Genomic DNA, 14,424 nt, shown 5'->3' with positions numbered 1-14,424 from the left:
TCTTCGCCACCGCGGCAGTATCCACGGCGTCAGTCGTCATGGTCATCAGGTGCGTCTCCTTGATCAGGAGTTACACCGTTGTTTTTACAGTCCCACGCCGCCTGGTCGTCGTCGTGCTGCGACGCGCGCAGCTTGGTCACGTACTCCGTGAGACATTCGACCGGGATTCGGCGGAGCCGGCCGATGGTCACGGATTCGATCTCGCCGTCCATGACGAGCGAGTACATGAGGGTCCTGCCGATGCCGAGTCGCCGGGCGGCCTGCTCGATCGTGAGGACCAGTCGAAGGGGTTCGGTGGGGATCTCGGCGGCTTCGCCGCTCGGATCGGCTGTCATCCTGCGAGTGCCTTTCGAGAGGTGATCGGGGGGTGGTCGCGGGAGAGGACAGGTCGAGCGGCGGACCGCGCGGAGTGCTCCGCAGAATCCGCGATATCCGCGCAATGGCTCCGGCCTGGTCGTTCTGCGGATTCCGCGGATTCTGCGGATGGGAAGGCCGGATCATGAGACCCGTCCGGCGCTGATCGGCTGGACCGTGCCCGCGGGCTGGAGGACTTCCGGGTGGACGAGCCATCCCGGCGACGGTGCGCGGCCGGCGCCACGGCGTTCGGGTGCCGGCGCTTGCCGGAGGTAGCCGTGCGCGACCAGGAGATTGAGCACGGGATCGAGGTCGGCGGCCTTGCGGAACCGGCCGCGCGACAGCGCGGTGAACAGGTCGCGCTTGGTGAACCGCTCGGTCTGCGAGCGCTCGATCCAGGCCAGGACGTGACGGGCGTCGTCGACCAGTGGATCGGCGCCCATGTCGTCGAAGGCGGTCAGCGCATGCTCGGCGAAGTAGGCGCCGATCGTGGCGGCCCGGTCGAACGTCCCGGCCTCGATCACTCCGTCCCGCTCGTTCGGCAGCTGCTCGGCGAGATGCAGGAGCCCAGCGATGCGGGCGACGGCACCGGCGTACTTGCTGCCCCAGTCGACGATGTGCGCCCACGTCCCGGACGGCGCTAACCGCGGTTCGATGTCGCGCTCGATCGCCAACATCCGTTCGTTGGCGGAAGGGCTCAGCGGAAGGACGGCAGGCTCGTCCAGAGCGGCGAGGCCGACGACCAGGGCGGTCAGATTCTCGGCGTACGCGTCAGCGACAGCGGCCGGAATCGGGTCGGCACCGATCCGCCGGCGCCCGACGGTGTTCTCCGGGACCGCGAACAGGATGCGAGCGAGCAGACCCTTGCCACGGAAGCCGGGCATCTGGGCGATGTCCCGCAGCACCTCGGGTTGCACTGCGAGGCCGAGCGTGAGCGCCGGCTGGTCGACGTGCTCGGCGGGCCGTGAGCGCCGGTCGATCCGGAGCATGTCGCCGGCGTGCCCCTTGAGGAAGACCTCCAGGTTCGGCGCACCCGAGTACCGGCCGGCCAGGGTCGCGAAGATCCCGCCTTCGGGTGACAGCACGGCGAGCCGTCCGCCCTGCTCAGCCAGCAGTGATGCGGCTTGCTCGCTGGTGACGTCGTCAGCGACCAGGCGCGGCAGCGACGGAATGGTGATCGCCTCAGCCGCCATCGCGGCCGCGGTCGCGTCGGCGAGAAGCCGATCCCGTCCGCCCGCATCGATCGCGGCTGCCGCTGTGTTGGCGGCCCGATCCGCAGCCTTGGCCGCAACGCGCAACGCGAGTTCGGCTTCGACGATGGCCGGCCGGGTGCGTTCGATCAGCACGGACTCGGCGGCGAGCAGGGGGCGGATGAGCGCTGTGAAGACGGCCGACTTCCGCGAGCCGGGAGGCAGCACGACGACGGTGAACAGGTTCGCCGGCTCGCGCCACGACCCGCGGATCTCGACCTCAGCCCGGCCACCGGCCGCGGTCGACAGCGCGGCCAGGGCGATGCACCCGGCGAGATCTGCGGGCGTCTGCGTGAACTCAGCCACGGCGCCAGCCATGTCCGCGACCCAGCTCGGCAGTGCCTCGACCGGGAAGGCGCTCGGAGCGCGACGAGCCGACAGCGGCATCGGGTCCGGCCACGCCTGGACGGGCGCGGAGTCGAGCAGCGCCCGTCCCGCCGCGAGGAGATCGCTGGTGTCGCCGTTGCTTCCGGCGAGCCGGGTAAGTCGGCTTCCGAGGTCGGCGACCTCACGTCGCCGAGCGTGCTCGGCGACGATTCGGGCGTAGTGTGGGCCGTTCGCCGTGGTGGGGACGGCGGCGATGAGGGTGTGCAGGTAGGGCACTCCGCCGAGCCGCCCGAGCGATCCGAGGTCGATCAGGTAGGCCGTGACGGCGATCAGGTCCCCGGGTTCGCCCGCGGCGTGCAGCCCGACCAACACGCGCCACAGCTCGGCGTGCGCCGCGCGGTAGAAGTCTTCGGGCTGCACGACGTCGGCCAGGTCCGCAACGAGCCGCGGAGCCAGCAACGCGGAGCCGAGGACGGCCTGTTCCGCGGCGATGTCATGCGGGGGAGTGCGAGTCACTGTGTGAGATCCCGTCGATCGGCGCGGCAGGTCAGCGGGTGCCATCGCGGTGCACGCGGGCGAGTTCGTTGAAGAGGCGCCGGCCGAACCGGATGCGGATGCCGGTGGCGTCACAGCGCCGACAGGCCCGGCTTCGGAGTCCGCGTCCGGTGCCGAGCCGGCCCCGGCCGGAGCAGCGGCGGCAGGTGCCGAACGGCGAGGCCGCGCAGACAGCGGCGTAGCAGAGGGTGACAGCAGGCAGGGCGAGGCAGAGCAGGCTAGCGACGACGCGGACGAGGTCCACCGATGGCCTCCAAGGCAGTTTCAGGGCGTGATTCGGTATGGGCGCTAGCGCGCTAGCGTCCTGGTGAGGTTGGTTTTCTGGGGCTAGCCCTGCCGCTAGATCTAGCGCCACCCGGGGCTAGATCTAGCGGCCTGCTAGCGCTATGCGGCCCGGCGTCGCCGGTTACGCTCGGCGACCGCCGACGCGACGTCCTCGCGGTGGATGCCCTTCCGGTTCGCCTTCTCGCCGGTCACCGGATCGCTGCCCCACACCTGTCGGCCGACCGGGATTCCGAACGGCTTCAGCGCGGCCGCGACCTGTTCGGGTTTCCATCCGGCGTACGTCTCCGGCCGCAGCTCGGCGAGCCGCGCCGCGAGAGTCTCCGACCAGACCTTGGGCTCACTGGCCGGGACCACCGTCAGCACGTCGTCGAGCAGCGACGACGTAGGACCAGGCAGCGCCAGCACCTCGCCGGCCGCGCCCCCGGTGAGCGTCCCCGCAGCCTGACGGAGCGCGTAGGCCCGCATGATCACGGTGTCGATGTCAGCGATCGGCGTCCGGTTGGTCCGGACGGTCACCGCTTCCTCGACCGCCCCGGAGTCATCGGCGCCGAGCAGGATACCGACCCCTTTGTGGGCACGCTGGAACCGCGACGAGTCGTGACCAGCCGTGTAGGAGCCCGCCCCGAGTACGGCCTCGGACGACTGCCACGTCATCGTCTTCAGCGCGAACCGGGTACCGATGTTGTCGCGCAGATCGGTCGGGACCGCCTTGCCGTCCGGCTTCTGCGTGGCCAGCGAGATCATGATCCCGACCGACGGCCCGACCTTGCACAGCTCGGTCAGCAGGCTCACGATCTCGTCCCCGTAGAGCGGGTGCCCGCTGTAGCGCTGAAACTCGTCGATCGACACGAGCACCGGCCACAGCTTCAGCGAGCGCCGCTCGGCAATCGCCCGGGTCACCTTCGACTCCGGGCAGATCTCGGCCGGCAGGGTCGCGATCGTGTCGTACCGCCGGTTCATGTCGACGACCAGGGCGCGCAGATCCTCGACCAGGCCGAGAACGACCTCGTCCCGCACCCCGAAGCCGACCCGGTGCGCGACCCGCTCGAAGGCCCGCCAGTCCTGCCCACCCTTGCCGTCGTAGATGTGCAGCTCAACGATCGGATCAAGCGTACAGGCGAGGGCCGGCAGACGCGCGGCGAACGTCTTGCCCATCCGCGGGACCGCCCCGATCAGCAGCGACGTGAACATGAGTTGCAACCGCACGACACGCCCGCGCTGGTCCTCCCCGAACGGGAACGCCTCGAAGACGTCCACCACACCCTTCAAGATCAATGGCCAGAGACCCGAGGGCTTCGCGTACGGGTCCTCGTCCGCTACCCACAGCGCCACCCGTCGCGCCGAACCCGCCGAGCCACGAACCCGCTCCGGCCACACCTGAACCTCGTCGAGGTCGAGACCGGCCGCGAGATCGTTCCGCTTTTTGATCGCCGTGTCGGCCTTCACCGAGTACGGCAGGTCGACAACCGCGCGCCACCCGGGACCGTCCCGCATGATCGGCGCCGGGAACGTGATCAGGTCGTCCGGCTTGCACAGACCGGCGGCGAGGAACGCCCGGGTGAGCACGTCAGCAGTGAGCTTCCGGACGCGCGGCTTCACGGCTGCCACGTCCATGAGCGGTTTGTCCGCAGGTGAGCCGGCCACTCCGAGCAGGCCGACAAGTCCCGCGAGTACGGCGTACCGAATCTCCTGCGAAGCGACGATGACCAGGAGCGTTCCGCCGAGCGTGCCCACCGAAATGCCGAAGGTCAGGATCAGCGAGCGGAGCCGCACTCTGGCGTCGCGCTGCCGGGAGAGCTTGAGGTATTCGTCGGCGTCCTCGCGCCGAACGGCGGCGAGCCGCACGGGCCGGCCTTCGGCGTCCGCGGCCCACCGGGCGGTCCCGGCGACCGCCCGGACCGCACCTCGGGGCGCGCGGACCAGCAGCCGACCGGCGTAGAGGGGCATCCGGACCAGGTGATAGCCGGTGACGTGCGTGTAGTGGCCGATGATCCAGCGGGCGAGGGCAAGGGCCTCGCTCTTGGAACGGAGCCATGCGGGCACGATCGGGCGCCGGTGTGCGGACGCTTCTGCCCACGAGACCTTGGCGCCGGAGTCGGGCGGGTCGACGGCGATCGGTTCGTCTCCGAGGTCGTCGTGTTCGTCGTCGACGTCCGCAGTCCAGTTGTCCGGCTGGTGCCGGCGCCGTGCGGACCCCAGGTCGACGATGTCGCCGACCTGAGCTTCCGCGGCAGTCCAGTCGAATTCGCCGTCCGGCGAAGGGGTTGCCATGATGAGGATTCCTCCGAGAGGTCTCAAGGCTGATCGGGTGGGACCGGGGCGCGGCCGATGGTTTGCGAGGCCGGGAGGCCGCGCCCCGGGCTGAGTCAGATGTCCGGCACGGAGACGGTTCCGGCCTGGTCGATCAGCTCCGGAAAGGCGTCCACGTCGAAGGCGGCAACGAATCCCGCGACGGCCAGAGGCAGAGTGACGTCGACGTCCGGGCCGTCGATCGGAAACACCGTCACCTCGTCGTTGCCGACGGCCACGCCCACCACATCCGGCAGGACGGTCGTCAGGTAGCGGGCGATGGGACAGCCTCCGGAATCGAGGGGCTGACCGAGCCATCCGCCGTTGAACAACGTCTGACCGATCTTCTCGGCGTCGTCGCCGAGAGCGTTGAGGGCAGTGATCGCCCGTTGGCGCATTTCGTCTTCCTGCATGGGACTTCTCCGATCGGTCAGGTCGCGCTGGTGGACAGATGGCGGCGGACGGTTCTGGCCGTGACGCCGAGGCGTTGTGCGATGTCGCCGGTCGCCAGCTCTGGATGCCGGTCACGCATCCGGGCGACCGCCGTGGCGGTGCTGTTCTTCCTGCTCGCGCCCCGTTTCGGGCGGACAGGTTCGGCGGTCACGATGTCCGCGACCGTGTCCGGCTTGGTGTCCGCTTTGATGTCCGCGTTCAGCTCGACGAGACAGACGGACGCGACGACGACCAGGCCGTCAACGGACAGCGGGATGAGGTACGGGACAGCGCCGACCTCGCCGTACCGGGACACGACGCCGACCATGTGGCCGTAGGACACGAACGCCGCGATGGCCGCGAGCGTGCCGGTAGCCGTCCGCCGCACGATGGCGAGCCAGCTCTTGCGCACCGGGACCCGGGAGATCAGGTCGACGGTCAGCAGGAGAGCCAGCGGCGGCCACGCCGCGATCGTCTGGCTGATCGGATTCGGTTCGGCGTGCAGGATGTTCGCGGCAACCGAGGTCGCCACTCCGAGGAGCAGCACGGCCCGCACGCCCCACCGAATCCGGGACAGCCGGGTGGTGGCCGTCATCGCCCACCACCCAGGGACCGGCCGATCGAGGCCAGTCCGTCACGCACTCCGTCGACCACCGCGTGAGAGGGCCGGGCCAGGACGCCGTTGCTGCCGGCGATGACCAGGCCGAGCATCAGCGCGCAGAGGACGGCGAAGACGATCCGTCCGCGCGTTTTGCGGTCGATCAGGAGCATTCCGATCGCCGCGATCAGCAGCAGCGAGAAGATGCCGAGACTCATGGTCGGCCCTCCCCGCTCAGGCGGCGTCGTCGATCGAGCGGAGGTAGCGCTCCAGGAGCGCGACCATCTCGCGGAGGACACGGTTCTGAGCGCGGCGGAGCCGGCGGTAGTCGAGCTGGGTCGGCTTCGGCTCAGCGGTGAAGAACAGGATCTCGGCGTCGACGAGGGCGAGTTCCGCCTCCAGGAGGCGGTGTTCGCGCTCGATGGCGTCGAGGTGGGCAGGGGTGGGCTCTTCGGAGATCGGGTCGCGGTACACGGAAGTCCTTCCGGTCTGATCCCGACCCGAGTACAACTCGAGGTTGTAGTCATGGGCGCACGCTACAACGCGACGTTGTATTCAGGCAAGGCGATGACTGCTTACGTGGAATCGGTGACTGTGTCGGTGCAGGCAGATCGCGTAATCTCACCGGCGATGAGCGAGACGAGCGGCGAACTGCCGGACGACTGGTGGACGACTGACCTCGTCTTGGACTACCTGCGCTCCGTTGGCGCCGAGATCACTCGCCCGACGTGGGCGGCTTACGTCTCGCGTGGCCAGGCGCCGGAGCCTGACCGGATGTTCGGCCGCTCGCCGGCCTGGCGTCCGGCGACGATCCGCGAGTGGCAGGCTTCCCGTCCACGCCGCGGGTCGGCGTAAGCGCCTCCGGTCATCGCTTCCTCACCTCCTTCGTTGGCGCCGTTTCTCGGTAAGGCCAAGTAAACCGAGGTTTCCGCGCACTGCCGATGAGCCAAGAACCCATCGCCGATGCATGACTGATGCATCGGTGATGAACGATGCTGCCGAGGTGGCGAAATGCTACTGATGCCGTAGTTGCCGAATTTGCGGCACGTCTAGACGTATACACGTCCACCGGACTATTCCACTCGACCTAGCGTGACCACATGATCACGCCGGACCGTGAGGGGACTGCCTACCGGCAGCTCGCCGGCGTCCTGCGTGAGCGCATCACCAGTGGATCATTCTCCGCGGGGCAGCGACTGCCCTCCGAGAAGGATCTCCACGACGAATTCGGGTTGGCTCGGGAGACCGTGCGCCGCGCGCTGGCGATCCTGCGCAGCGAAGGCCTGATCGAGGTCCGCCACGGCTACGGGACGTTCGTCGTCGACACGCCCGCCCACATCCAACTCAGGCCCGGCGACAGCGCGACGTCATCGACAGCCCTGACTGTCACGCGCGCAGACGGTTCGACCGAGGTCTATCCCGCCGGAACAACCCTGACGGTCGCCGACGGATAGATGCCGGTTGACCTGCGCCTCACTCAGTCGGCGAGGACAGGTCTGCTCGCGGCACCCGGCCGGAGGTCGGTGTCATGAGTCAACCAGCCCGGCGCATCGTGATCGACCAATGGACCGGCCGGCACGCCATCGCACTCCAAGCCGCTCTGCGCATGTCCCAGGACGAGATAGCCGCCCTGATCGGCGTCGCGAAACGCACGATCGCCTCCTGGAACGAACGCCCGGACATCGTGATCCGCCCGGAGCTACAGCGGGCGCTCGACACCGCGTACGAGCGATCAGACGAGCCAGTGAAGCTCCGCTTCGCCCGCCAACTCAAAGCCGACGACGACGCCGAAGCCCAGGCCGTCAGCAACGCCGTCTCCCTCACCGTCGCCATCGCGATCGTGGTGAAAGACGCGGAAGTCCTGCTCGTCTGTCGGCGCGACGCCGACCCCGGTGGACTGGACTGGCAGTTCCCCGCCGGCATCGTCAAGCCAGGCGCGAAGCCGGCCACCGTCGCGAGCCGCGAAACCCTCGCCGAGACCGGCATCCACTGCTCGGTCCGTACCGAGCTGGGCACCCGCATCCACCCGCTCACGGGAGTCAACGCCCGCTACTTCCTCTGCGACTACCTCGCCGGCGAGGTCCAGAACCTCGATGCCGTCGAGAACGCGAGCGCCCTGTGGGTGCCCAGCCAGAGGATCACTCGCTTCATCCCAGAAGAACGGATTTACGCGCCGATTCTGCGCGCCTTGGAAGGGGAACAATGAGCAACACCGACAGCACCGAACGCCCGCCGATCGCCGCCGCGATCATCGTCCAGGACGGGCAGGTGTTGATGGCCCGCCGCAACGTCAAGGAAGGCCAGCTGTCCTGGCAGTTCCCGGCCGGCGAGGTCGAGGCCGGCGAAACCGGCGAGGACGCCGCAGTCCGCGAGGCGCTGGAGGAGACCGGCCTCACCGTGCGCGCAACCAAGGAACTCGGCGAACGCGTCCACCCGAACACCGGCCGGACCATGATCTACATCGCGTGCGACGTCGTCAGCGGAGAAGCCCACGTCGGCGACCCGGAGGAACTGGCGGAGGTGGCGTGGTGCGACCGCGCCACCCTCACCGCGTACGTCCCGTATCCGTTCTTCGGCCCGGTGCAGGAGCACCTGGACGCCAACCTCCGCTAAAGCCCGCGGCCGGCCTCGGCCGGATCGAGGAGGTTGGCGAGCCGCCACCGGACCACGTCGTCATGGAAGTGGTCCGGGAGCGGAACCCCGCCCACAGACGAGCGGGTCGAGACCACATCATCGAGCGTCGCCGAAGGCAGGATCTCGGCGAGCGCCAGACATTCGGCGGCGAAGTGCTCGGCCTCCGAGAAGAGCCCGATCCACTTCAGCCGGATCGCCAGCGCGTAGGCGTACTCGGCCGCCGCGCGGTGATCCCCCTGATCGCGCGCTTCCTCGAAGCCCTGCCGAACCTCACTGAGAGCCGGCAGCTCCTCGACCTGCTCGTCAACCATCAGAAAACGTACTTCTCAGCGACGGTCTGGTAGTCGAACAGCTCAGAGGCGTTAAACCACAGGTCAACCTCGTACTTTGCCTCTTCGACATTGCCCGAGGCGTGAATGAGGTTGGCGGCAACGATGTGCTTGGCCTCGGTGTACGCCTTCGACGTGTGCGCGAAGTCCCCACGAATCGTGCCCGGAGCCGACTGGTTCGGGAACGTTGAGCCCACCAGGCGCCGAACGTTCGCGACAGCCTCAACGCCTTCAAGGACGTAGGCGATGACCGGTCCGGTCTGCATGAAGTTGGCAGTCACGTCGAAGACCGACTTACCGAACCGCTCCTCAAGGTCGAAGTAGTGCTTGCGCGCCAACTCGGCGTCAATCTGCACCATCTTCGTGCCCACAACCTTCAGCCCAGCATCCTCAAACCGCTGAACCACGCGGCCAACCAGGCCGCGGGCAACGGCATCAGGCTTCAAGAGCACCAATGTTCGCTCAACAGAGCTCATGCAACACTCCATTCTTGTGATCGCACGCATTCTATCCTACACCGAATAATAATCGCGACGTTGGTCTAACTAGAATGTCTTTACGAAGAGGAAGGGGCAAATTCTGCGATAGCTGTGGCAATGTGTAGAACCGTAAGCTTGTTGGAACTTGGTGCCCGAAGAGCATTCGGACATAGTCACCGTCGGTAGGCTAGGTGTTTACCTTCGGAGGCGTCGCCGGTATTCTATCCCTGCTTGTCGTTAGACGGGATGAGATCATGACCTTCAGAACAGAAGTTGAAATTAAGGCTACCGAGGCAGCCGAATTGAATGCATTCAAAGGCTTTAGCCTCGACTTGACGCGAAGTACAGTCGACGAAGCGCTTAAGCATTTCGGGCGCATGCAGATATTTCAAGAGTATACGAAGCACGACATCACGCACATTGATGGGATGCTTGATATATGCGGATGGCTTATCCCGCCGGGTTCAAAAGAAATAATGAGCTCAGCCGACTGGCTCATGATTGCACTTGGAGTCTACTTTCATGACTTTGGACTTCTTGTCACGGCAACTGAGTATGACCGACGAAATGAATCGGGTTTCCGGGATTACATAAAGGACTTACACGACTCCGAAGATGACAAGTCCAGAGACTATCTAGCCAGTATCGAAAAGCTCGCGCCGGCCGAGAGGGAAAGGTTCCACTATCAGGAGTTCGTGCGGACGCATCATGCTTCTAGGGTCAGGAGCTGGCTATCAGGTTCTCCTAGTAAATCACTAGGATACGACCCTGCATTAGTCCAAGTCCTCGCAGACTTGGTGAAGCCGCTACATTCGGCTTTCGTTAAAGACCTTGGAATTGTCTGCGAAAGTCACCATAAAGAGGATCTGAATGACATTATTAAGTATAAGGTTCGGGCCCCGTACGGCCGGGTTCCCGCTGAGACCGCGAACGTACAATACGCCGCGATAATCTTGCGCACGGCGGATCTTCTTCATATTACTGAAGATAGGACGCCTTCCATTGCTGCCCTTGCTATTAATCCGTCGAACCCGGTCAGTCAAGGTGAATGGGCAAAGCAGCAAGCCGTACGCAATGTTCGCTCGAAAGTAGCTACTAACCGTGAGGGAGTTCTTGACGAAAGGGCACCGCGTGACACGGTGGAGATATTCGCGGACTTCACAGATGAGCGAGGCTACTTCGGTTTAACCAGGTACTTGCGATACGCGCAGGAAGAATTGCGCAGGTCGTCGAATTGGGCCCTAGCGAGCGTGAAGCAACACGGTATAAAGCACGAGTTCCCATGGAGGTTCATTGACACGGAGAACATTGAGGCTGAGGGATTTATAGCGAGGCAGTTTGAGTTTGAAATCGATCAGCACAAGATCTTGGACTTGCTTACCGGCCACACTCTCTACAATGACACGCAGGTAGTTCTTCGCGAGCTAGTCCAAAATAGCATCGATGCAGTGCGGCTCCAAAAATTAACGTCTTCCAGCCAAGATTTCGTGCCGAGTGTAAAGGTGATACACATGTCGCCTTTTGTTACTATCGAAGTTCTTGATAATGGAACAGGCATGTCCCAGGAGATAATTGAGGGAAATTTTCTTAGAGTGGGATCATCCCGTTATCAAGATCCAGATTTTAAGAAGAGTCATCCGAGTTTCAATCCGATCAGCAGATTCGGCATTGGCGTGCTCTCGGCGTTCATGATCGCGGATCGTGTCCAAGTTATAACATCTCACCCTGATGACATCCAGGCACGAGAACTAACGCTCGAGTCGGTGCATGGCGATTACCTTATCCGCTTACTCGATAAAGATTCTGAGAAGGTGCCCGATTTCATACGCGAGCATGGAACAAGTGTCCGCTTGGAGCTAAGGCCAAGTGCTGGAATCAAGGACGTAGGTGCAATCCTGCGGCACTGGCTCGTGCTTCCGAGATGTGACATCGAGTTCCAATCAGATGACCGTATTGAAGATATAGGATATGAGAGTGTAGAGAAGGCCTTGGAAGCCTCACTGAGTGCTGCGGGACGGTCAATCGTTTCGGATTCTCCCGAAGAGAACCCGGATTGGTCCGTGCAGGTGCACCAAAAAGAGGGCTTCGAAATTGCTTTTGCTACCCGTTGGGATTATTGGAACCGTGAGTGGAGTCTCGGGCCAACGACCTCTGCTAATGATCATTTTGGGGAGGAGGTTCCTGCCTCAGACCCGAGCTCGGGAATGATCGGCTTCTGCGTTGAAGGAATTCGTGTTACGAATGTTTCCCCTGGCTTCCAGAGTGGAGATGGAATCATCGCAATTGTTAATGCGACGGGGCCTGCGGCGCCAAAGACCAATGTTGCCCGATCGCTGTTGGAACGTACGCCTGAATACAAGAATACGCTCCGGCGGGTTTACGAGGCTTACGCCAGTCATGTGAATCGGGAAGTAACATCGCTCACATTGGAGCGCAATTTTTCACTTCCGCGAGCGGCAAGGGAGGTGCCGTATCTTTGTGGCCCGCTGGGGGATCGCTACGGTGACGCACGTATCGAATCTCGAGCCCTGCTTGACGACGCGATGAACGCAGTTAAATGTTTTATACTTGAGGATAGTGTCAGCGGCAGGAGGTTGACTTCGCTGCAGGAGATGGCCAAGATTGAGTCTTTCGCTACCGTTCATGGGCCACTTACTCGACATCTCGGTTACTTCCTAGAACAAGTTCGGACCGAAATCACTAGTACGAAGATCATCGAATCCATCGTTAATGAGGCACTTCCCTTGCCGGCGTTGCCGATTCTGGGTTCGTCCGACGACTCTTTCTACTTCTCCCAGCTACTTCGTCGCCAGTGGGAGGTCAATGAACTTCAGACCTTTACTGATCCACCACTAGTTGTACTAAAGTGGAAGCGAAGGCTGAGTCCGTCTATTTGGGTGCGGTCTGAAGACGACGCGGGCATCTCATACCCTGTTCTTCAGGGTGCAAATTCTGTGGATGAATCTTATCGGCGACGTCGCTTTGGGAACCAGTCCGTTCTTATTCCTACAAGCAGTGTAGTGTTCGAGGTAGGGCATGAGGGGGAAGATGCAGTTGAAATCGGTCGAGAAATTTTACTGACGCATGAAAATCCCTTAATGCGTATCATGGCTAATGAAGATAGGGGTTTGTCGGAGCGTGAGCGCCTTTGGCTCATTGCCCGTTTAGCTAGGCTGCTATACGTGAGTACTGACGATTGGGCTGATGCCTCCGACTCAGGCTTGAAGGCTATGCGCCGGGCTTTGCTGAAATCCGTCTCCGACCACATCGGTGAATTTATTGTCATTGACTCACTAAAAGAAGCGCTTGACGAAATCTACCCCGTACCCTTGAATGTTCTGCTCTGGGATCGGCGCTACCAGGCGAATAATAAACTCTGATCGGTTTCGGTAGGAATAGGGTCCTTATGGTGGAAGATAAGCTAGGGCGCTCGGACTTTGAGGTCGAGCGCTATAAGTACATACTTCAGCAGCTCGGAGCGTCGAACGAGAACGTTCATCGTTTTCTGGCGGTCTACCAATCTCTCGCGACACTAATCGTCGGTGGCGGGATTACCTTGTTTGTCAGCTATCGAAAGTGGGAAATTCCTGCGGACGTCGCTAAATCGGGCCTGCTGGCCCTGGGTTGGCTTCTGTGTCTAGTGGCTTTGTTTACAATATTAATGATTGGCGCGAATATGGCGTCCTGGTACGACTATCGCAAAGAGGAATGCTCTCTGGTCAATAGTGTGGTGGATGTCAATTTTCGGAAAGCTCCGCGCCTGGCCAATTTCTATCGATGGCACGAAACCTACATAATTGTATTCATCGTCGTTTCCAATGCGCTTTTGTGGCTCCTTCTTCAGCAGTATGTTTTGCCGAACATCGTCTAGGTGCGAACGGCAGGCCGGCGCTGGTGAGTCCGTGAACACAATGCAGGGCCATGGTGTTCTCGCAGACCGGGGGCCCTGAACTGGGATGATGTCCAGTGATCGGCCTTTATGGAGGCGAATGGAGCGGGTGAAGCCCTCAAGGTGACCATGGAGTTCTTCACGCTGCACAACCACTGAGGACTCCACCCGCCGATGGAATAATCTTGATCTCTGCACTGACCGTGGCAACCCCCGGCATTGATACGTCCCCGCTGCAGGTCACCGACGGTGAACACGGAGGGCTCATAGCCGCCGTGAGGCTAGTCCCGGACCCGCGTAATCCACGCGGGGTGCGGCATCCCTTGGCCGGGCCCACATGGTTTACGGCGATCGCCGACTGGCTGTACGACCTGGACGATCCGGCCCGGCAACGGCTCGGGTTCAGCCGAGACGTGCGGCCGGCACCAGGGTGTGGCGGCTGCGACCCGCCTCGACGCTGCCCTGGTCACCGCGGTTCTGGCCGGTTGGCTGCGAACCTGTACCCCATCGATCACCACCCGTCCGCGCCGCTACCGGACCGGGACCGGACCCGCTGCCATGGCAACCCTGCGTAACACCGCAATCGGCTGCACCGCATCCACGGCGCCACCAACATCGCCCGCGCCAATCGACGCGCCGACCGCCGACCGCCGATCACACGACCTCATCACTGCCGTGACCAGCAGTCCGAATACGTAATGACCCCGGAACGCAACGTGAAGGGCAGGCCGATGTAGTGGCGGAGCCACCGTTGCATCGCTTGGCAGGGACGGCGAAACGTGCGTCCGCGGGCCTGGCGGCCGGTCTCAAATCGCGTCTCGTTCGCCCGCTCTCGGGGCAGTCTGGCGCCGTTCGTCGCTCCATTCAGATGCAGGTCACGGATGAGTGCGGGTGTGGGCGGACGGTGGTGTCGCCGCTTCCTGAAGAGTGACCCCGTAGGGATCCGCGAAAGTTAACCCCCTCTTCCTTGATCTTGGAAGGGGTGCTGAAGGTGGAGGACTGG

16 protein-coding genes are annotated in these 14,424 nt (G+C 63.4%); 6 read left to right on the top strand and 10 right to left on the bottom strand.

Features of this window, described 5'->3' with window-relative positions:
• Positions 1-29 precede the first annotated feature (29 nt).
• The 8 genes from AB0E94_RS51375 to AB0E94_RS51340 form a co-directional block, all read right to left on the bottom strand.
• Positions 30-335, bottom strand: a complete 306-nt coding sequence (locus AB0E94_RS51375; RefSeq protein ID WP_360343811.1) for a helix-turn-helix domain-containing protein — start codon at positions 333-335, stop codon at positions 30-32.
• A 162-nt stretch (positions 336-497) separates the two neighbouring features.
• A complete protein-coding gene (locus AB0E94_RS51370; RefSeq protein ID WP_360343808.1) occupies positions 498-2,447 on the bottom strand; it encodes a DUF3987 domain-containing protein in 1,950 nt (649 codons plus the stop codon).
• A 31-nt stretch (positions 2,448-2,478) separates the two neighbouring features.
• Positions 2,479-2,730, bottom strand: coding sequence for a hypothetical protein (locus AB0E94_RS51365; protein WP_360343806.1), 252 nt, complete (start codon positions 2,728-2,730; stop codon positions 2,479-2,481).
• Positions 2,731-2,870: 140 nt separating this feature from the next.
• Positions 2,871-5,042, bottom strand: a complete 2,172-nt coding sequence (locus AB0E94_RS51360; protein ID WP_360343803.1) for a cell division protein FtsK — start codon at positions 5,040-5,042, stop codon at positions 2,871-2,873.
• Positions 5,043-5,137: 95 nt separating this feature from the next.
• Positions 5,138-5,458: a hypothetical protein gene (locus AB0E94_RS51355; protein WP_360343801.1), complete on the bottom strand. Its 321-nt coding sequence runs from the start codon at positions 5,456-5,458 to the stop codon at positions 5,138-5,140.
• A gap of 32 nt (positions 5,459-5,490) precedes the next feature.
• Positions 5,491-6,087: a DUF2637 domain-containing protein gene (locus AB0E94_RS51350; RefSeq protein ID WP_360343798.1), complete on the bottom strand. Its 597-nt coding sequence runs from the start codon at positions 6,085-6,087 to the stop codon at positions 5,491-5,493.
• On the bottom strand, positions 6,084-6,308 hold the full coding sequence (locus AB0E94_RS51345) for a hypothetical protein (RefSeq protein ID WP_360343795.1): 225 nt from the start codon (positions 6,306-6,308) through the stop codon (positions 6,084-6,086). Before AB0E94_RS51345 ends, AB0E94_RS51350 begins: the two co-directional genes overlap by 4 nt.
• Before the next feature lie 16 nt (positions 6,309-6,324).
• Positions 6,325-6,564, bottom strand: coding sequence for a DUF6284 family protein (locus tag AB0E94_RS51340; RefSeq protein WP_360343792.1), 240 nt, complete (start codon positions 6,562-6,564; stop codon positions 6,325-6,327).
• A 51-nt stretch (positions 6,565-6,615) separates the two neighbouring features.
• Here AB0E94_RS51340 and AB0E94_RS51335 point away from each other — a divergent pair, with 51 nt between their 5' ends.
• From AB0E94_RS51335 to AB0E94_RS51320, 4 genes are all read left to right on the top strand, one after another.
• Positions 6,616-6,945, top strand: a complete 330-nt coding sequence (locus AB0E94_RS51335) for a hypothetical protein (RefSeq protein ID WP_360343789.1) — start codon at positions 6,616-6,618, stop codon at positions 6,943-6,945.
• Between the two features lie 245 nt (positions 6,946-7,190).
• Positions 7,191-7,544 (top strand): winged helix-turn-helix domain-containing protein, encoded by a 354-nt coding sequence (locus tag AB0E94_RS51330; protein WP_360343786.1) that lies wholly within the window; start codon positions 7,191-7,193, stop codon positions 7,542-7,544.
• 98 nt (positions 7,545-7,642) lie between these two features.
• On the top strand, positions 7,643-8,296 hold the full coding sequence (locus AB0E94_RS51325; RefSeq protein ID WP_360343783.1) for an NUDIX hydrolase: 654 nt from the start codon (positions 7,643-7,645) through the stop codon (positions 8,294-8,296).
• Positions 8,293-8,703, top strand: a complete 411-nt coding sequence (locus tag AB0E94_RS51320; protein ID WP_360343780.1) for an NUDIX hydrolase — start codon at positions 8,293-8,295, stop codon at positions 8,701-8,703. The genes AB0E94_RS51325 and AB0E94_RS51320 overlap by 4 nt, the downstream gene beginning before the upstream one ends.
• Here the strand turns inward: AB0E94_RS51320 and AB0E94_RS51315 are convergent.
• Together AB0E94_RS51315 and AB0E94_RS51310 are read right to left on the bottom strand one after the other, a co-directional pair.
• A complete protein-coding gene (locus tag AB0E94_RS51315; RefSeq protein WP_360343777.1) occupies positions 8,700-9,035 on the bottom strand; it encodes a hypothetical protein in 336 nt (111 codons plus the stop codon). The genes AB0E94_RS51320 and AB0E94_RS51315 overlap by 4 nt on opposite strands.
• Positions 9,035-9,529: a nucleoside-diphosphate kinase gene (locus AB0E94_RS51310; protein ID WP_360343774.1), complete on the bottom strand. Its 495-nt coding sequence runs from the start codon at positions 9,527-9,529 to the stop codon at positions 9,035-9,037. The genes AB0E94_RS51315 and AB0E94_RS51310 overlap by 1 nt, the downstream gene beginning before the upstream one ends.
• 257 nt (positions 9,530-9,786) lie before the next feature.
• On the opposite strand from AB0E94_RS51310, the gene AB0E94_RS51305 reads away from it, so the two are divergent.
• Complete coding sequence (locus AB0E94_RS51305) at positions 9,787-12,912, top strand: ATP-binding protein (protein WP_360343772.1); 3,126 nt, start codon at positions 9,787-9,789, stop codon at positions 12,910-12,912.
• A 29-nt stretch (positions 12,913-12,941) separates the two neighbouring features.
• Entirely contained in the window at positions 12,942-13,403 is a 462-nt protein-coding gene (locus tag AB0E94_RS51300; RefSeq protein WP_360343769.1) for a hypothetical protein, read from the top strand.
• Positions 13,404-14,424 lie beyond the last annotated feature (1,021 nt).

The organism is Actinoplanes sp. NPDC026670, from assembly GCF_040638175.1.
Classification (GTDB): Bacteria; Actinomycetota; Actinomycetes; order Mycobacteriales; family Micromonosporaceae; genus Actinoplanes.
The sequence above is the reverse complement of the archived record's forward strand: the minus strand, read 5'-3'. Positions and strand labels throughout refer to the sequence as shown.